Below are 18,232 nucleotides of genomic sequence, written 5' to 3'. Positions count from 1 at the left end.
CGGAGCGGCAATCAGAACACGATGAGACTCTTGCCAGCGACAATCAGCATGATACCTTCGTGCCGACCGCGACATAAGAGTCTCATCCAGATTGTCGCCGCCGTCTCATCCTGATCGTCGCGCCATAGCGACATCTGGGCCTTCACCAAACACGAGTTGCGTTGCATATTTATAGAGGTCGCAACGCTGACATTCGTGTGCCTGATGCTTGACTGCGCTTAAAGAAGCGCCAGCTGCATGTTTCGTAGCAAGCGCCGGGCCTGCCTTCAATGTGACTGACCCTGGCATAGCACACCTGCCACTACTCTGCGCTTAGTTCCGCCTGACTGTCTGGGTGTCCACTGACACCACAATCCCCGGAGCGGTGAGGGCACATCTGGCGAGCCAGCCGATTGACCATATGACGGCATCGGTGCGTCGCCTCCGGAAGGACGAATTGATAGAGTGATCCGGCGGTCGCGGGGCGAGTAACTGAAAACCAAACCGTCCGCTTCGGCTTCCATATCGAGAACGCGATCGCCGAGCGCCAGGCACATGAATTTGTGGTCAGGGGCCCAGATAGAGAACCGGGCTCGATCTGGTGACAGCATCCTCGCGCCCCAGCGCGGTTCTTCAAGTATATCCATGGGGGTCGTTCCTGTTGCTGCATTAGAACCTCAGAGGCACTCGTTCGTTCCTGGCATGGTCCTGCCGGAACAATCATCGGCCCGCGGGGTTCGCACTCCCGGGCCCTTCACACGTTGCCGCCCGGACACCTGGGAGCTGCGGCCCGCCTGAATTCACTCCAGGAGAGCTTGTACGTGGATCTCGTGTTTTCGGAATTGAATGCGCTTAAATCGGAACTCGGAGCCGAATTCACGGGCGGGCGACCCATTTTGCGCTCTTCTCGACGCATGCTGAAAAGGTGGAACTCTGCCTGTTTTCTACGGACGGCAAGAAGGGGCCGGCCTCGCTCTGCCCAACCGGGAGGGGGACATCTGGTCCGGTTTTATCGCTGGAACAGAACCCGAGACCATCTATGCTTATCGTGTCCACGGTCCCTACGAACCAGACGGCTATCGTTTTAAGCCACACAAGCTGCTGCTCGAATCCCTATGCGATATTCGGCCGGCTTCAATGGAACGATGCGCTGTTTGGCTACCGGCTCGGCGACCCACAAGCCGATCTCGGCCTTGGGGCAACAGACCCGTACCTTATCCCGTGCCGGCGATGTCCTCTGCAACGTGTCGGATGAATGGTCGCCGCGTGGACTGCGTAAAGCCGACGCGGCAACTGGGAATCTTGCGCCATTCAATTGCTTGAACCCGAAGGAAGCTCGTATCCCTTCCGCGTAAGGAGATCGACTCTGCCAAAACTTAAATTTTGGTCTCGTTGGCCACGCTTCGCCGGAGGCTGCTCGGACAACAGGCGCTATCTAACATGGTCGTCGCCACGACGGCGTTAGCGGTCTTGGCGCTTCATACGGGGCTTCGGTCGCCGGAGAGCCGACCCAATTGGGCTCGCGCTTCAAGAGGGGTCGCGATTCCGAGCAGTTTCGCAAGGCATGTTGGTCAAGCGATCCAGGCTGCGCCTATCCGGGGAACAAGGATCAAATTCGTTGGTTTGATGCGCAATGAATCGGGCCGCCGTCCGATCGAAGAGGAGGCGCAAATGACCGACGACCCAAAGGACCCCAGACCCCAGCAACAGCAAAGGTTGTCGTCGTCCGAGGAGAACGGCCGGTACGCGACGAGCTCCAGAAATGGTTTCCCCGAGAGGCCGGATGAAACTCGGGCTGATTCACGCGGTGATGATCAAGGCAGCCAAGCGAAGGTAGCCGCAGCCCAGGCCATCGATCACGAAAAGAGCGCTCTAGCGCGCCAACTGCGCGGTCTCGCAAACGCCATGGAGAAGGTCGGATCTGAACTCCGCCAGTCGGAGCAACCGGCGCTTGGGCGCTATACGCAACAAATGGGGAGCTCAATCGGACGGCTGGCGCGCGACTGTGAGGAGCGAAAGCTCGGCGAAATAGCCGCAATGGCCGAAGATTTTGGGCGAAAGCAACCCCTCGCCTTTCTCGGCATGGCAACAATTGCGGGATTGGCGGCAAGTCGCTTCCTGTCTGCCTCGGCCCAGCGATCCCAGAGCACTTCAGATGATGCTCGATCGAATTCCTCTCCGACAAACGAGAAGGAAGGCGATTGGGACTTGGACGAGGAAGGCGATTGGGACTTTGAGAAGGAATTGCGCGATGCTTAACCCCCGTGACGACCGCTCCCTAACCGACCTCATGGCAGGGTTGGTGATAGATATATCCGGGCTTTTCCGAAAAGAAATCGAACTTGCCAAGGCCGAGGCAAGCGAGAATCTGGACCGGGCGATCGGTGCTCTCGAAACACTTCTTGTCGGGCTTATCTTCGCCATCGCGGCCATCGGCGTGCTCCTGAGTGCTGTTGTGCAGGGCCTCGGTGCCTTTCTCGTCGCACAAGGAATGCAGGAAGCCAACGCCAATGCCTTGTCAGCGGTTATCGTCGGTGTCCTCGTCGCCCTTCTCGCCTGGGCAATGATCTCGCGCAGTCTTGGCAAACTTGGCGACCGCAGCGTGCGCTTCGACAAGACGACGGCTTCCCTCCAACGCGACCTCGATGTGGCTAAGGAAACAGTACGATGAGCGCTGACACGCATTCGCCTGCCGAATTACAGCGGGAGATCGAAGCCGATCGACAAAGGATCGAAGACAAGCTTCACACTATCCAGGAGCGTATGTCCCCTGGCGAATTGATGGATGAACTTTTCGCCTATGCGAGGCGGAGCGGAGGAGCTGAATTTCTCACCAATCTCGCTGGCGCAATGAAGGCAAATCCTATCCCGGTAGCTCTGACGGGCATCGGCCTAGCCTGGCTACTCGCGGATCCCGCCTCCCGCGCACCTCATGCTTCAGCCCCCGATAATGGTTTCGACAACTATCCACTCGCGTCCGTCAAAGGCAACTTGCGGCGTGTTGGCCCGGTCGAGGCGAATTTTGGCGAGCGGTACAGCCACTTCGAAGACGAAAGTGGCAGTCGCTTTCGAGCCCGCACCGATGCCGCTGGCCGCAGGGCCGGTCATTTCGTCGATCCCAGTGGCACCGTCTACCGTGGCTTCGCCGACGTTACCGGACGGCCGATCGAGGATATCCGTGATGAAACAGGCAAGTTGTTCGATGAAGCCTCCGGCTGGGCGTCGGCAACGTGGCGAGAGATAAAGGGCGCGGCGGGCGGCATTTCTGGTACCGTTGCGGACGCCGGCCGGGCGGTGGCAGATAGTGCTCGCGATGTCGGCCAATCAGCGCAAGCTCGCAGCGCACAGCTAAATGCGGCCATTCTCAAGAACTTTCGCGACCAGCCGCTGGTGGGAGGTGCGTTGGCGTTTGCGATCGGTGCGGCGATTGGCGCTGCATTGCCTGCGACAGCGCTAGAGGATGAGGCCGCCGGCGAGGCGTCGGACAGAGTCCGCGATCACCTCGCGGCCACGGCCGATGCCGCAGCAGAAGGGGCAATCGAAGGCGCCGAGGGAGTTCTGGATGATACAGCGAAGGCGAGTGAGGCGCATTCTCCTGGATGACGCTCAATCTAGTATGGACCCGCGCAAACATGGACATTATTCAGGGCTTGGTGACATGCCGGTTCATCGTGACGACGAAATGCGGGCGATCCCAGGAGACCGTCTTGTCAGCGAGACACGATGCGGCCACGGAAGCGGAGAAAAGCGGACATCCGAACCGGCGATGATCCATTCCGTTCGGAGGACATCCGATGAATACCGGTTTCCCGCGACTCTTGATCATCGTTACCTTCATAGGGCCCTTGTCACGGGCTGTGTCGCCAATTCCTCTGAGAAGACAGGGGCAATTGCGGCCAATGGCAGCTACGGCCCGAACCCGACGCTGCCAAAGCCGCGATCGACGCTGATCCCCACGATCCGCATTGCCGAGGCGAAAGGCTGGCGGCGCCGACGCCGGCGAAGGGCTTGAGGGTCAAGGCCTTCGCCGCCGGTCTCGATCACCCGCGCTGGCTGCACGTCCTGCCCAATGGCGATGTGCTGGTCGCTGAAAGCAATGCGCCGGAAAAGAAGGGGGGCGGCTTCAGTCTTCGCAAGCTGGTCATAGGCGCCGCAATGAAGCGTGCCGGCGCACAGCAACCAATCGAACGGCACGCTCTATGTCGCCAACCCCGATGCCCTCGTCGCCTTCCCCTATATGAACGGCCGGACTCGAATAACCGTTCCGGCGCAAAAGATCGTCGATCTGCCGGCGGGCGATCTCAACCACCATTGGACCAAGGACGTCATCGCCAGCCCAGACGGACGCAAACTTTACGTGGCTGTCGGCTCGAACAGCAATGTCGGCGAAAAAGGGTATGGAGGGGGAGACGAACCGAGCCGCGGTTCTCGAGGTTGACCGCGCAAGCCGCCGCACGCGCGTTTTCGCCTCGGGCCTGCGCAATCCGAATGGCCTCTCCTGGAATCCGCAAAGTGGCGCACTCTGGGTCGCCGTCAACGAACGGGACGAGATCGGTGACGATCTCGTGCCCGATTACATGACCTCCGTCCGCGATGGAGGCTTTTACGGCTGGCCGTACAGCTATTTCGGCGGAAACGTTGACACCCGGGTCAAGCCTCAGCGGCCGGATCTCGTTGCCAAGGCCATCAAGCCCGACTATGCCCTGGGTTCGCACACGGCCTCGCTGGGCCTGACCTTCTCCAAAGGCGCTTCACTCGGCCCACGCTACCGCAACGGGGCATTCGTCGGTCAGCATGGCTCCTGGAACCGGAGCGTCTACAGCGGCTACAAAGTCGTCTTCGTGCCCTTCCGCAACGGCAAGCCCAGTGGCAGGCCACAGGATGTCCTCACCGGCTTTATCGGCCGCGACAACAAGGCGATGGGGCGTCCGGCCGGCGTGGCGATCGACAAAAGCGGCGCACTGCTTGTGGCGAACGACGTCGGCAACGTCATCTGGCGCGTAAGTCGACGCAATTGAGGGATATGGGTGCTCCGGAGACCCTGTCGTTGCCACGGCAATATTGGACCGCTGGCTTCACCACTGGACGGTGATCACCATCCGAGGCGACAGCTACCGGGACCGCGAGAGGTGCCGCTCCGGGCCTCATGCACCGTGAGCGGCCGCCACTGTTCTGCGATGTATCGAAACGGCGGTTCGATCGGCTTAAAAAAAAGGAGGTGGGCAATGCCCCTCAGAGACAAGCCGACGAACACCGGCAAACAGCAGCGCAAGAGCGATCATGGTCGCGGGGAAGCCGATAGCAACACATCGCCCCAGAAGGGCGGGCAGATCGGCGTAGACGCCTCCGTTCGTAGCTCCAAGGCGGATCGCACTGCCTCGCCGAAGAAGGCAGCCGAGACGCGCAAGCCGATCAAGGAGCGTACTTTGCGCTAGTGGCGCTCTTGTCCGTTTCCGGAACGATCGCGCTCTTTCTTGGTTTGATCGTCGCAGTAGTGTCGCAGCAGTCGGAGGCAGCATGCTCGACTTCGAGTTCTCGCGGGCCCGAATGATCAAGAACCAACTGTCGCGAAGAGGGATTACGGATCCCGGCGTCCTGGCGGCCATGGGCAAGGTCCGGCGAGAGTCTTTCGTTGCCCCGGACCTTGCCGAGTTCGCCTACGAAGATGCGCCACTGACCATCGGATTCGGCCAGACGATTTCCCAGCCCTTCATCGTGGCCGCCATGATCCAGCACGCACGGATTGGCCCCGAGGACAAGGTGCTCGAGGTGGGGACAGGATCGGGCTATGCGGCAGCCGTACTCGCGGAACTCGTTCGCGAGGTTCACACGGTCGAGCGCAATCGCCGACTGGGAGAGGCCGCACGCGAACGGCTCTCGCAACTCGGCTACGACAATGTGAGTGTCCACATCGTGGACGGAACCGGAGGTTGGCCGGAGGCAGCCCCGTTCGATGCGATTATCGTTGCCGCGAGTGCGCCATCTATCCCCGAACCGTTGAAAGAACAACTCGAACTGGGCGGCCGCCTGATCATTCCGATCGGCAGCGAAGACAGGCAGCATCTCATTCGGATCGTCAGGACATCCGCCACCACCTTCTCGCAAGACGATCTTGGCAGGGTCATGTTCGTACCGCTCATCGGCCGGCATGGATGGAATGAGAACTCAACCCAGCACGCGCGCGCCCTGTCGTTGCTGGTAGCAAATTCCGCGACGGCGCTTCCCGCGCTCGATGATCCGCTATTCGGTACCATGTTCGATCGGCTCGCTGAACACCGTATCGTGTTGTTGGGCGAGTCCACGCATGGAACGTCCGAGTTTTACCGCGCCCGCGCGGCAGTCACCAAACGACTCGTCGAGGCACACGGTTTTCGTATCGTCGCCATAGAGGCGGATTGGCCGGATGCTGCAATCGTCGACCGCTTCGTCTGCGACCGTCCACATCCGCAGAAGGAGCCAGTAGCGTTTCAGAGGTTCCCGCGGTGGATGTGGCGCAACCGCGAAACCTCCGAGCTTCTCACCTGGCTGAAGGGGTTCAACATCGGGCGTGCTGAGGCCGATCGCTGCCGTTTCCGCGGCCTCGACATCTACAACATGCATGGCGCAATCGACGCTGTCATCACCTACCTCGAGAAGATAGATCCCCGCGCTGCGGCCGTTGCGCGCGAGCGGTATGGTTGTCTCACCCCTTGGCAGAACGAACCGTCGACCTATGGGCGCGCTGTCCTGACCAAGGCCTACAAGGCATGCGAAGACGCCGTGATCCAGCAGTGCCGCGACCTTCTCGCAAGACGCCTCGACTACGAAAGCGCTGACGTTGGCGCGTTTTTCGATGCTCAACAGAATGCCAGGCTCGTTGCGGCCGCCGAGCACTACTACCGCATCATGTATTACGGCAACGCCTCCGCCTGGAATCTGAGGGATCGGCAGATGTTCGACACCCTCGAACGTCTGCTCGGCGCTAAGGAGAAGGCGGTTGTCTGGGCGCACAATTCCCATGTCGCCGACGCGCGCCACACGGAGATGGGTGCGTCTCGCGACGAGCTCAGTCTGGGGCAGCTATGCCGCGAGGGCCACGGTGCCGAATGCGCGATTGTCGGATTTGGGAGCTATGAAGGGACAGTGACAGCCGCGCACGATTGGAACAGGCCGTCGGAGACGATGTCCGTTGCTCCGGCGCATTCCGCAAGTTACGAGCGGATTTTCCACGACGCCGGCGTCTCACCGGCACTCTTCGACTTCATCGCCGACGAGGCGCTCAAATCCGAGCTCTCGACCTCCAGGCTTCAGCGTTTCATCGGCGTCGTCTATCGACGCGAAACCGAGTTGCGCAGCCATTACATGGAAGTTGCTCTCCCTCTGGCCTTCGATGCCTTCGTCTGGTTCGACCGCAGCGAGGCGATCACGCCGATCGATGGAGATGGCGTACGCCGCGGCGCGCCCGACACGTTCCCGTTCGGTCTATGAGCTCAGCCGCCGGGCAGAAACAATCATGCTCCCGTGACGCACGGCGCGCGGATCGACGGTGTTCCGGACCGTTGCTGATAATCGCTAAAAGACCGCACAGGAGACTCATTTGCCGGCGAGCCGCATGATAATGTCTTGTGACCGGATTTGCTCTCATCGGTGCTTTGCTCGCGAGCGAAGCAGCAGCCGAAACCTTGAAGTTCAAGGCTACTCTTGCGGGATCCAGCGAGGTGCCGCCGAACGAAGGCGTGGCGAAGGCAGCCGGTGATGTCATTCTCGACACGGATAGTAAGAAGCTGACCTGGACCGTCACCTCCAGCGGCTCATCCGGCGACGCCACGGCGGCTCATTTTCATGGTCCTGCAGCGTCCGGCGGTCGTCGATATTTCGAGCGCCATGGAGACTGGATCGGCGGAGATCCCGGACGAGCAGATCGCGGATCTGCAAGCCGGAAAGTGGTATCTGAACATCCACGCTGAAAAATTCCCCGACGGAGAAATCCGAGGGCAGGTGGAAAAGGCACAATTAGCGGCGGCCTGATCGGGCCTTCATGGGCACGCATGAGGCCTTACGCACTCGGCCGGACGTCAGCTTCGTCCAGGTTTGCGAGGGCGTGCCGTCCTTGCCAGTGTGGGGCCTGCGAACAACAGCCAATGCTCGGATCAAATGGAACCTTCCGCTGCGCTTTGGGTTACGCGTGAATTGGAATCGGAAAGGAAACCATCACGTGCACTAAGAGTGAAGGGCGAGGGGCGTTTCCTGCGCATCCGTACCGCCTGCTTGCGACATTGCCGATGCTGGTCGGCTGCCAAGGCGTGCAGTCTGCGCTGGATCCCGCCGGGGCGGAGGCTCGCGCCATATCGACACTGTTCGTGGCCATGGTCCTCACCGGCGGCGCGGTATGGCTTGGGGTCGCCTCGATCCTCTGGTTCGCGATGCGCCAAGGTCGAGCAGTCGTTGCCGAGCAATCCGCAAGCCGGCTGATCTTCTGGGGCGGCGCCGTTTTTCCGTCCGTCACGCTCATCACTCTGCTTGGCTATGCTTTCTGGCTGATGCCATCGCTGCGGCCCTTTGCGACAGCCAGCGAGGCCGCGCTGCGCATCGAGGTCACCGGCAGGCAATATTGGTGGCAGGTGGCCTATCACCGCTCGGGTCCGCCGATCTTGGCCGCCAACGAGATACGGCTGCCGGTGGGCAGCCGGATCGAGTTTTCACTGAAGAGCGACGATGTCATCCATTCCTTCTGGATACCCTCGCTCGGGGGCAAGATGGATATGATCCCCGGTCGAGCAAACCGCCTCTCGCTGCTGGCAGACAAGCCCGGCGTCTTTCGCGGTGCTTGCGCCGAATATTGTGGCAGCTCGCATGCTCTGATGGCACTTACCGCCGTGGTGATGGAGCCGGCTGCATTTGACGCCTGGCTTATGACCGAGGCGAAAGCCTCCATCAACGCCGGCGGCGAGGGCGGAGCGCTCTTTGTGCACCATGGCTGCGGTTCCTGCCATCGGGTAGCGGGAACCGAGGCGTCCGGTACGCTTGGGCCCGACCTGTCGCATCTTGGCTCGCGACAGATGCTGGCCGCCGGAATCATCGCCAACACCGAGGATAACATTGCCCGCTTCATCGCTGCGCCGGACGCGATCAAGCCCGGCGCGAACATGCCGGCTTTCTCCATGCTGCCGCAGGAGGATATCCGCGCCATCGCCGTTTGGCTGAAGAGGCTGGAATGATCCGTCCGAGCGACCGCCTTCGGGACGATGAGGGCGACGCGCAAGCGGCGCGCCTGCGCAAGGTGTGGGCAAACCCTGGCGGCTGGCGGTACTGGACAAGCGTCAACAACACGCAGATCGGCCTGTGGTACGCGGCAACCGCCTTCATCTTCTTGCTTTTCGCTGGTGTGCTGGCGTTGATCATGCGCGCGCAACTCGCCGTGCCAGGCAACGACTTAATCTCGGCCGATTTCTATAGTCAGGCCTTCACGCTGCACGGCACGGTGATGATGTTCCTGTTCGCCGTGCCGATCTTCGAGGCCGTTGCGATTTTTCTGCTGCCCCCGATGCTCGGCGCCCGCGAGCTACCGTTTCCGCGGCTTGGAGCCTTCGGCTTCTGGAGCTTTTTGCTCGGCGGAATTTTTGTCTGTGGCTCGATTTTTTTTGATGCCGCGCCGTCCTCGGGCTGGTTCATGTATCCGCCGCTCGCGACCGACGAGAACCTCTCCGGCATCGGCGCCGACATCTGGTTGCTGGGCCTTTCTTTCATCGAAGTCGCCTCGATCGCGGCGGCCGTCGAACTTATCGTTGGCATCATGAAGTGTCGCGCACCCGGCATGCGCATCAACCTGATGCCGCTGTTTGCCTGGTATCTGCTCATTGTCGCCGGCATGATCCTGTTCGCCTTCCCGCCGCTGATCGCGGGCGACATATTGTTCGAGCTGCAACGCATGTTCGATTGGCCGTTTTTCGATCCGGCGCGCGGCGGCGACCCCTTGCTTTGGCAGCACCTGTTCTGGATCTTCGGCCATCCGGAGGTCTACATCATCTTCCTTCCATCTATCGCGCTGATGGCGATGATCGTACCGACCTTTGCGCAAAGGCCGATCGTCGGCTACTCCTGGATTGTACTTGCTGCGGTCGGCACCGGCTTTCTATCCTTCGGCCTGTGGGTGCACCACATGTTCGCGACCGGCCTGCCGCAAATATCGCTCGCGTTTTTCTCGGCAGCGTCCGAGGCGGTGGCGATCCCGACTGCGGTGCAGATATTCGTCTTCATCGCGACAATGCTTGCCGGCCGCGTCATTCCCTCGACGCCGATGCTCTTCGGAATGGGCGGCATCATCATCTTTGTCATTGGCGGGCTGACTGGCGTGATGGTAGCGGTGGCCCCCTTCGACTGGCAGGCGCATGACACTTATTTCATCGTCGCCCATCTGCACTATGTGCTGATTGGAGGAATGTTGTTTCCGGTCATCGCCGGCATTTACTATTACTATCCGTTGATCGATGCGAAACACTTGTCCGACCGGCTCGGCCGCATCGCCTTCTGGCTGATGTTTGCCGGCTTCAACGTCTCCTTCTTTCCCATGCACCTGACTGGTCTGCTCGGCATGCCGCGCCGGGTCTTCACCTATCCGGACGATGTTGGCTGGAACGGGCTGAACCTCATCTCGACCCTCGGCGCTTTCGTGTTCGCGGCCGGCATCTCACTCGTCGTGCTCGACGTCCTCCGCCCTAAACACCGGCAGCGCCGAGGAGAGCAAAATCCTTGGAATGCCGGAACCCTCGAATGGATCAGCGAACCCAAAGAAAACTGGGGCGTGCGCTCGATCCCTTTCGTTGCGAGCCGCTATCCCCTCTGGGATCAGCCTGCACTCGCCCGTCAAATCGGCGAAGGGCGCTGGTACCTTCCGGACGCCGAGGAGGGCCGTCGTGAAGGGTTGGTCACCTCGGTGCTCGATGCAAGGCCGGAACAGGTTCTGAGGGTTGGCGGCACATCCTATGTTACCATCATCTCGGCCCTCTCGCTCGGGGCGGTGTTCGTTGCACTGACCTTCAAATGGTGGATCGCGACGATGGTTGCGGCGACCGTCTGCTTCTGCGCGATCGTTTACTGGCTGTGGACCGGCACAGCTGAAATTCCCGAGAAGGCGGAGAAGGAAGTCGGGGTCGGGCTTACATTGCCGTTGTACACATCCGGGCCGCCTTCTGTCGGTTGGTGGGCGATGTTCATCACCATGGTCGGCGACAGCACCGCCTTTGCCAGCCTGGTTTTCGGCTATTTCTTCTATTGGACGATCCACGACGACTTCACCGCGGGCGTCATCGGTCCGGGGATGAAGTGGCCGTTATTGTCGGCCGCACTCTTCGTCGCCGCCTGGCTCATGGTACTCATGGCAAGGCATCTCAATGGTCGAGGGAGTATCATCCTCACGCGTGCCGTTCTGGCGGTGGGGGTGGTGCTTGCCGTCGTCGCCTCGACGGCTGGATTCGCAGGACCCTGGCAGTACGGCATGGATCCGAGGGCGCATGTGTATGCGGCCATTGTCTGGCTGCTGACCGCCTGGACCCTGGTTCATGCCGCGACGGGCGCCGTGATGCTTGCTTATTGCCTTGCCCGCCACTTTGCCGGCCGCCTGACGAAGGATCATGACATGGATATCGGCAACGTCGCGCTTTACTGGCATTTCATGGCGATCACCGCGGTCGTCACCTTCATCGTGATCGGTCTGTTTCCGGAGGTTCTGTGATGCGCCTGCTGCCGAAAGAGGTCGATTCCCTTTGGACCTTGTTCACGGCGCCCGTAGTTTGGGCCGGGCACTTCCTTATCTGTTATGTCAGCGTCGCGATTTTCTGTGCCAAACCGGGACTATTGAGCTTCGAGTTCGGCTCATTGCGTCTCGGCATCGCCCTCGTCACGGGCGCCACACTGGTGGCAATCACTCTTTCGGCTCTTCTCGCCTGGCGACAGTGGGGTTTCGGCGCCCACGATCCACCACATGACGATCCGACGCGCCACGATCGGATCTTGTTCCAGGGGTTTGCCACGCTGCTGCTCTCGGGCCTGAGCTTCGTTGCCGTGGTGATGACGGCCCTGCCGGCGATGTTCATGACGGAGTGCCTGCGATGAGGTTATTCTATCTCGCCCTTGGCATTCTGGTGGTGGCTCTGATCTGGCTGGGGCCGCTGGTGAGCGCGTGGCGCGGTTCCGTTACCGCCAACATGCTGGCGCATATGGGCGTGGTCGCGGTCGCCGCACCGCTGATCGCGTTCGGTCTTGCGTCTCGCCTAGTCCTGTCGAAGGCATCAGGTAACTCGATGCTCATCGGGTTGCCGATTATCGGTTCGCTTATCGAGCTCGCCGTCGTCTGGGGGTGGCATGCACCGGCCGCACGCCGGTGGGCGGAAAGCTCGGCGTGGGGTACGGCGGCAGAACAGGCGTGTTTCCTCGTAGCGGGCCTGTTCCTCTGGCTTTCGTGTCTTGCGGCCGGAAGCACCAACGCGTCTTCGCATCGGGCCGCCGGTGCCTTCGGTCTGCTGCTCACCACCATTCATATGACGCTGCTCGGCGCCCTTCTCGCACTGAGCCCGCGTCCTCTCTATGGCTCCGGCGATGCCAGCTGTCTTGGGACGACCCTCACGGCGCTGCAGGATCAGCAACTCGGTGCCGTCGTCATGCTGTTGGTGGGCGCAGCCGTCTATCTCGCGGGCGGTGTCGCACTATTGGCAGGGCTGCTGGCGGAGCCATGCCGGAGAATTGCCTGATGCACGTTCGATGGAAACACCTGGCCATCGGGCTCGCGATCCTGCCGATCGTCGTGTTCTTCGCGACCTGGATCGGTTTCTTCAACGTTGGAGCGTCTACCGGCCATTGGAAGATCACCGAATGGTTTCTGCATTTCGCGATGCGCTCGGCGGTCCGCACCTATGCCTTTACGGTCGATGTGCCAGACAGGCTGCCGCGGGAAGGCCTGCAACCGGCGGGGGGGCACTTCGCGCGCGGCTGCGCCATCTGTCATGGTGCCCCGGGCGAGCCGCGCTCGCCGGCAGCACTGGCTATGTTGCCACGTCCACCAGACCTCGCGGACGTCGTCGGAAAATGGAAGGACAGGGAACTCTTTCGGATCGTGAAGCACGGCGTGCGTTTCACGGGTATGCCGGCCTGGCCAACCCAAGCACGCGACGACGAGGTCTGGGCGATGGTCGTATTCTTGCGCGCGCTTCCGGCCATGGATGCGACGACCTATCGCAGGCTCGCTTATGACGGCAAACCATCACCGCCCATGCATGCGACCGGGATTGAAGAAGCCCTCGCCGAATGCAACCGATGCCACGGCGTCGATGGAATGGGCCGAAGTCCATCGACGCCCGTACTCGCGGGGCAGAACGAGGTTTACTTGCTTGAAAGCTTGCGCGCCTATGCTGAGGGCCGCCGACCGAGCGGCATGATGACCCTTCCCGTCCAGGCCATAGATTACGCGCGTCTGACGGCTCTCGCGCGCCATTTCGCAGAGCTGCCGCGTGCTGTCGCGCCGGCGAGGGGCGAAGAGGAGCGTTTCCGCCGTGGTGAACAGATTGCGCGGCACGGCCGCCCGGTAGAAAGAGTGCCGGCCTGTCTTGGCTGCCACGCCAGCGCGAAGCGTAGCCCGGCCTATCCTAGACTCGCGGGGCAATCTGCGGCGTATATCTCGGCACAATTGCGTCTGTTTCGGGAAGGCAGGCGGGGAGGAACCCGGTTTAGTCCCCTGATGGAGAATGCCGCAAAATCCCTGTCCGACGCCGATATCGAAAACGTCACGACCTATTTCTCAACGTTGTCTCCGGGCGATTGAGACGGGTGGAGTCTGGGATCGTATTGATGGAATATCGAAGGGCTCAAGCATGAAAGAGCTTCTGGTCGCTGCTCCTTGCGTGGACGTCCGTTGCACTGCCAAAATCCCTTAGGTCCCGTTGCGGAGTCGGGAGGCGGGGACGACTTGCCGGTTTGATCGTTTCGCCTCCGCTCAAACGCGCGCTCCTGGCGGCGTGCGTCCCTGAGTTCCTCGAGGGTGGGCTCCCACCAACCTCTGTCGCGTCCACGTGCAATTTGCGCTGGAGTGGCAGGTCGCGTTCTGACCAGCTCTGCGAAAGTGGCTCGGCGCCACTGTCCCCAGATGTATTCGAGCCCGGTTTGCGCGAGCTTGGGATAGGAGGTTCTAAGGACTTCAGGGTCCACGATCTCGCCCTTGACCGCCTCAAACTTGACTATTCCCCAATTGGTCGTCGCGACGGGGCGGTCAAGCGGAGGAATGGATGTGGCGAGAACGGGGTGGCGACGCTTGCGTCTCTCTCGAGTGTTAAGACGAGCCTTAACGGCCTTTGGCGTGTTTTGCTCAGCCTGTCGGCGGCGTTTGCGTTCTTCCGGCTCGGCCGAACGCGCAGCCGCCTCGATCTTCGGCCAACGGTTGCGAAGTTGCTCATACGAACGGAAGGGAATCCGCCACGCCCGCAAACCATCGTCCCAGTTCGACCATGGGACAGATCGCAACAGGGCGACAAGCTCCTTGGAATACGGGGTGCGCACGAGCAGGTCGTCATCGGCTGTGAGATAAGGACTTTCTATCGGCTCGAATTCGAAGGCATCCCTGCCTCTCTGATCACCGAATGGATCGTGGTGAGCGCGCTCCTGGTCGAACCAGCGGGCAATCCTCTGACCGGCGGTCTTTCCTGGCACAAACCATTCCCTTCGATCGGGATTCCAGCGCGCGCGGCGGAAACTCTCCCGAAAGCGATCTACGGCCGTGCGTTCATAGTCGAACCTTATCCAGGTTCCCGGCTTCGACTTGTTATCGTTCTCTGACCGGTGTCTCGATCTTGGCATCGCCGAACACCTCACAATTGCCCTAACTAAACGCGCGGGCAGGCCGGTGGTTCGGACAAGAGTAAGAAGGAGCCCGGACTCAGCCAGCGCCTCGGCAGCAGATGAGTTTCGCGCGCATCGATAGAAACGAAGAGGGTGTCATCGGCTACGAGGGCATGCCGCCGACATCGAGGCCGGGTTCGTCAAAATCAATGCAGACGAGAACTTAACAAGCCCGGTCAGGGAATATGCTGCCTGGCTGGGCAAGGAAGCGCCGGGCTTCCCGCAGTCGGTCGCCGTTTCCGTCACCAGATGCTTCGACAAGATTGTCGATGTGAATGGCGATGGAAGTCACGTGCGCCCGGAATTCGCCGGCCGAATCCTGCCGGTTGACGATGCGGTTGCGAGACGTTGCGCGCACCTGCGCATCCCGGACCGGCGCAACGAGGCCGACGCACTGATTGCTGCGACGGGTTTGGCCAGCTTCATCGGCGTATCGATCCCGGCGGCGTAGCCGGCACAACCAATCACCGTGTGGTATCGTGCGAACAGTGAAGCGAGCTCATCGATCGAACTCTTGACCAGGTCGCCAACAACGATCTCGATGCCGAGCTCCCGAATCTCCGCAATGGCGCGCTGCTTATCCGGGTCATCTGACGAGACGGCGCTGGCGCGCAGGAGGACGCTGATCGTCGTCTCCTTTGTCTCGCGTGCACGGCGTGCCAGATTGCGAAGGACGGGTTGCCCGAGTTCCCTGGCACTCAGCACGAGAATGGACCGCGGCGTTGTATCGTATGCTGTATCGCTCATCGTTTTGCCTCATTGAGAATGCGTTTCGGCCTTGATGACGGAGTGCGCAGCGAACTGCTCGCGCATGCCGGCAACCGCTGGTCGCTCGGCGTCATCCACACGCTCGGCGTCTACGGTAGGCTGCGCCATGCGGAGGAGATCGGGAGGCGCATGCACGGAGTTACGCAGCGAATGCTGACACGGACGTTGCGCCAGTTGGAGCGTGACGGTCTGGTTATCCGAAACGACTTCGGAGAAGACCCACCGAGGGTCGAATACGAGCTGTCCGAAACGGGCATGGATCTGCTCCTGCGCATGATCCCGTTGTGGACGTGGATCGTTGAGAACGCGGATCGCTTCCGAAAGTCTAGGGAGGCCTTCGACGCCAGGAGGGATTGCGACTGATTGCGCCGCCAATTGCGGCCCAGGCCTCCGTACATCGAACGGAGGTCGGGCCTTCATGGCATCACTGTGAGGACTGCGTTTGAGGCGCTCCGAGCGGTCGCGATGGAAACGGCCCAGACGACGGCGCGTCTGTTGCCCGGGGCCTTGTCAAACAAACTGAAGCGCTGGTGGCGCGCTACAAGGCCGAGGCGGTTCCGCAAAGCATACGGACGAACCGTTGAACCAGAATGTCCGCTTCCCCGCCCTATCTGATTAAGCGAACGGCAGCTTTCAGAAATTCAACAGCGGCCTGAGTGTCCGACATGGTGCAAACCTGCCGTCCCTGCGTACCGAATTTGATTGTCCGGTTCGGACTACCAAATCGTGTCCGTGGCCAAAGTGCAGAGTGATAGAAGGGCCCTGTTCTTCGCGCGTTGGATGGCTTGTTGCAACACGCGGCTAGCTGAATAGCTGCCGCGATCCTGCGAACTGGCCTTATCCAACAATTGCGCTCGGCTTTCTTAATTGGGCTAAGCCCCGACCGACCACGCCGACTGAAGCGATAAACCTCGCAGTGGCTTCTCTTTTTGCTGGCGTCGCACGGGCAATTTGCGTCTTTCACGGTAGACAAGCGCTATCGGGCAACGCGTTGTCATAACTCAGGCCTCTCTCAAAACCATGTCTCGGCGAACCACTGCCTTCACACAGACTGCCCCGACTATATCCAAACCCGCCTTATTGCATCGAAAGCAGCCATTATAGAGGGATCGCCGATACGAGCCTCCAAGCAGAGGAAACTCAGCGTCGTGGAGATTTTAACATTCTCAGCGATGACAAGGCCGTGTGCCTGTTGTTCATGAAGGGCAATCGACTCTCGGCAAAGGCTCAATCCCACCCCTGTCCGTACCATGGCAACCATGGACGCCTCCTGATCCACTTGGGCGACTATATTTTGCCGGACGCCTAAATCGGCAAATAGGCGCGACAGCAATCGATTGTGGACCGAGGCCTGCGGTGTGCCGATCCAAGGAAGCGATGCGAGCTGTGACCAATCCGCGCCGCGCACGAAACCGGCGAGCGATGGTGGAGCGACGACGCGATAGGTTAATTGCGCCAGCTCGCGGGCATGAAAAAGCGGTGCGGCGCTTTCTCCGGTAATCTCGGCGGAAGGATCATAATCTCTTGGGTCGCCGAGATAGAAACCGGCATCGAGTTCATTTCGCCTCAGCCCCTCCGGAACGTCGCCGCTCATGCCGTGGCGCAGTGTGGTTTCTATGCCCGGCCCGCTTTCGATCAGCGCCTTCAGAAACGCCCCCAACCGGGTGAACTCCGGGTCGATGATCGTGCCGATCCGCAATTTCCCTCGTACGCGTGTCGCCAAATGTCCGGCCGTCTGCCCAAAATCCGTCAATGCCGTCAGCACCTGCTCCGCCTTAGCTGCCAGCAGGGCGCCTTCCTGGGTCAGTTTCAGCCCCGTGGACGTCCGCCGGAACAAGGTGAGCCCGGTATCGGCGGCAAGGCGCTTCAATTGCAGTGTGACGGCGGGTTGGGTGACGTGCAGTTGCTCCGCGGCGCGCGTGACGTTGCCCTCGCGCGCGACGGTGACGAATGCCTTCAATTTTCTCAGGTCGATTGACTGAAGCATATTAATTTCACTTATAATGCCTTGCGTTATTTGTCATTGGATTTCCGGGTCGCTCCTCCGCTATTCCTGAAAACAGAGATGAGGAGGAGGCTAAAATGCTGCGGCAAATCGTCGAAGCTTATGATTGTGCGGTATTGCATCGCAGCAGGCGGGCAAGCCGATGACCAGCCGCGCTTCTTACCGCGCCGCCGATAGTTTTGACTATATCATCGTCGGTGGAGGCTCCGCAGGCTGTCTGCTCGCCAATCGCCTCAGCAGCGATCCCGCGATGCGCGTGCTGCTGCTAGAAGCTGGCCGAAAGGACGACTATCACTGGATTCACATCCCCGTCGGCTATCTCTATTGCATCGGTAATCCGCGCACCGACTGGCTGTACAAGACCGAACCGGATGCCGGATTGAACGGCCGGTCGCTGCGCTATCCGCGCGGCAAGACGCTCGGCGGCTGCTCCTCGATCAATGGCATGATCTATATGCGCGGCCAGGCGCGCGATTTCGACGGCTGGGCGGCGGCGACCGGCGATGCCGCCTGGTCCTGGCAGAATTGCCTGCCCGATTTCAAGGCGCATGAGGACCATTACCGGCTCGACAACGGCGCGGACCCGAAGACCGGCGGCAACAGCCGGTTCTCCGACAT

At 60.8% G+C, this 18,232-nt stretch carries 15 protein-coding genes and 5 pseudogenes; 19 read left to right on the top strand and 1 reads right to left on the bottom strand.

Annotated elements, in window-relative coordinates; translation table 11 throughout:
• Positions 1 to 800: 800 nt before the first annotated feature.
• The 18 genes and pseudogenes from AC0C6X_RS29690 to AC0C6X_RS29605 form a co-directional block, all read left to right on the top strand.
• A pseudogene (locus AC0C6X_RS29690) lies at positions 801 to 1,198 on the top strand (glycogen debranching protein GlgX); the annotation flags it as partial.
• Between the two features lie 452 nt (positions 1,199 to 1,650).
• Complete coding sequence (locus tag AC0C6X_RS29685; RefSeq protein ID WP_472956606.1) at positions 1,651 to 2,238, top strand: nutrient deprivation-induced protein; 588 nt, start codon at positions 1,651 to 1,653, stop codon at positions 2,236 to 2,238.
• Complete coding sequence (locus AC0C6X_RS29680; protein ID WP_173519229.1) at positions 2,231 to 2,650, top strand: phage holin family protein; 420 nt, start codon at positions 2,231 to 2,233, stop codon at positions 2,648 to 2,650. The genes AC0C6X_RS29685 and AC0C6X_RS29680 overlap by 8 nt, the downstream gene beginning before the upstream one ends.
• Complete coding sequence (locus AC0C6X_RS29675; RefSeq protein WP_173519228.1) at positions 2,647 to 3,582, top strand: DUF3618 domain-containing protein; 936 nt, start codon at positions 2,647 to 2,649, stop codon at positions 3,580 to 3,582. Before AC0C6X_RS29680 ends, AC0C6X_RS29675 begins: the two co-directional genes overlap by 4 nt.
• Before the next feature lie 191 nt (positions 3,583 to 3,773).
• Positions 3,774 to 4,997, top strand: a pseudogene (locus AC0C6X_RS29670) (PQQ-dependent sugar dehydrogenase).
• Positions 4,998 to 5,013: 16 nt separating this feature from the next.
• Positions 5,014 to 5,136: pseudogene (locus tag AC0C6X_RS29665) on the top strand (ATP-binding protein); the annotation flags it as partial.
• Positions 5,137 to 5,204: 68 nt separating this feature from the next.
• On the top strand, positions 5,205 to 5,414 hold the full coding sequence (locus AC0C6X_RS29660) for a hypothetical protein (RefSeq protein WP_173519227.1): 210 nt from the start codon (positions 5,205 to 5,207) through the stop codon (positions 5,412 to 5,414).
• An 82-nt stretch (positions 5,415 to 5,496) separates the two neighbouring features.
• Positions 5,497 to 7,446: a protein-L-isoaspartate(D-aspartate) O-methyltransferase gene (locus AC0C6X_RS29655; RefSeq protein WP_472956605.1), complete on the top strand. Its 1,950-nt coding sequence runs from the start codon at positions 5,497 to 5,499 to the stop codon at positions 7,444 to 7,446.
• Between the two features lie 137 nt (positions 7,447 to 7,583).
• A pseudogene (locus AC0C6X_RS29650) lies at positions 7,584 to 7,754 on the top strand (CHRD domain-containing protein); the annotation flags it as partial.
• A gap of 46 nt (positions 7,755 to 7,800) precedes the next feature.
• Entirely contained in the window at positions 7,801 to 7,986 is a 186-nt protein-coding gene (locus AC0C6X_RS29645) for a CHRD domain-containing protein (RefSeq protein ID WP_472956603.1), read from the top strand.
• Between the two features lie 275 nt (positions 7,987 to 8,261).
• Positions 8,262 to 9,176, top strand: a complete 915-nt coding sequence (gene coxB / locus AC0C6X_RS29640) for a cytochrome c oxidase subunit II (protein WP_312033058.1) — start codon at positions 8,262 to 8,264, stop codon at positions 9,174 to 9,176.
• Positions 9,173 to 11,689 carry a cytochrome c oxidase subunit I gene (ctaD, locus tag AC0C6X_RS29635; RefSeq protein WP_472956601.1) on the top strand — a complete coding sequence of 839 codons (2,517 nt, stop codon included), beginning with the start codon at positions 9,173 to 9,175 and terminating at the stop codon, positions 11,687 to 11,689. The genes coxB and ctaD overlap by 4 nt, the downstream gene beginning before the upstream one ends.
• On the top strand, positions 11,689 to 12,069 hold the full coding sequence (locus tag AC0C6X_RS29630; protein WP_173519223.1) for a hypothetical protein: 381 nt from the start codon (positions 11,689 to 11,691) through the stop codon (positions 12,067 to 12,069). Before ctaD ends, AC0C6X_RS29630 begins: the two co-directional genes overlap by 1 nt.
• Positions 12,066 to 12,704, top strand: a complete 639-nt coding sequence (locus tag AC0C6X_RS29625; RefSeq protein ID WP_173519222.1) for a cytochrome c oxidase assembly protein — start codon at positions 12,066 to 12,068, stop codon at positions 12,702 to 12,704. The genes AC0C6X_RS29630 and AC0C6X_RS29625 overlap by 4 nt, the downstream gene beginning before the upstream one ends.
• Complete coding sequence (locus AC0C6X_RS29620; RefSeq protein WP_246304519.1) at positions 12,704 to 13,771, top strand: c-type cytochrome; 1,068 nt, start codon at positions 12,704 to 12,706, stop codon at positions 13,769 to 13,771. The genes AC0C6X_RS29625 and AC0C6X_RS29620 overlap by 1 nt, the downstream gene beginning before the upstream one ends.
• Positions 13,772 to 14,247: 476 nt before the next feature.
• Positions 14,248 to 14,778, top strand: a complete 531-nt coding sequence (locus AC0C6X_RS29615) for a hypothetical protein (RefSeq protein WP_173519221.1) — start codon at positions 14,248 to 14,250, stop codon at positions 14,776 to 14,778.
• Between the two features lie 352 nt (positions 14,779 to 15,130).
• Positions 15,131 to 15,292: pseudogene (locus AC0C6X_RS29610) on the top strand (VapC toxin family PIN domain ribonuclease); the annotation flags it as partial.
• Between the two features lie 338 nt (positions 15,293 to 15,630).
• Complete coding sequence (locus AC0C6X_RS29605; RefSeq protein ID WP_472956598.1) at positions 15,631 to 15,972, top strand: winged helix-turn-helix transcriptional regulator; 342 nt, start codon at positions 15,631 to 15,633, stop codon at positions 15,970 to 15,972.
• Positions 15,973 to 16,669: 697 nt separating this feature from the next.
• Here AC0C6X_RS29605 and AC0C6X_RS29600 read toward each other — a convergent pair.
• Positions 16,670 to 17,596: a LysR family transcriptional regulator gene (locus AC0C6X_RS29600; RefSeq protein WP_472956596.1), complete on the bottom strand. Its 927-nt coding sequence runs from the start codon at positions 17,594 to 17,596 to the stop codon at positions 16,670 to 16,672.
• A gap of 160 nt (positions 17,597 to 17,756) precedes the next feature.
• On the opposite strand from AC0C6X_RS29600, the gene AC0C6X_RS29595 reads away from it, so the two are divergent.
• On the top strand, positions 17,757 to 18,232 hold a 476-nt coding region (locus AC0C6X_RS29595; protein ID WP_472956594.1), incomplete at its 3' end, for a GMC family oxidoreductase.

This window comes from Ensifer sp. VA4 (assembly GCF_055710065.1).
This window is presented reverse-complemented; position numbering and strand designations above follow the sequence as displayed.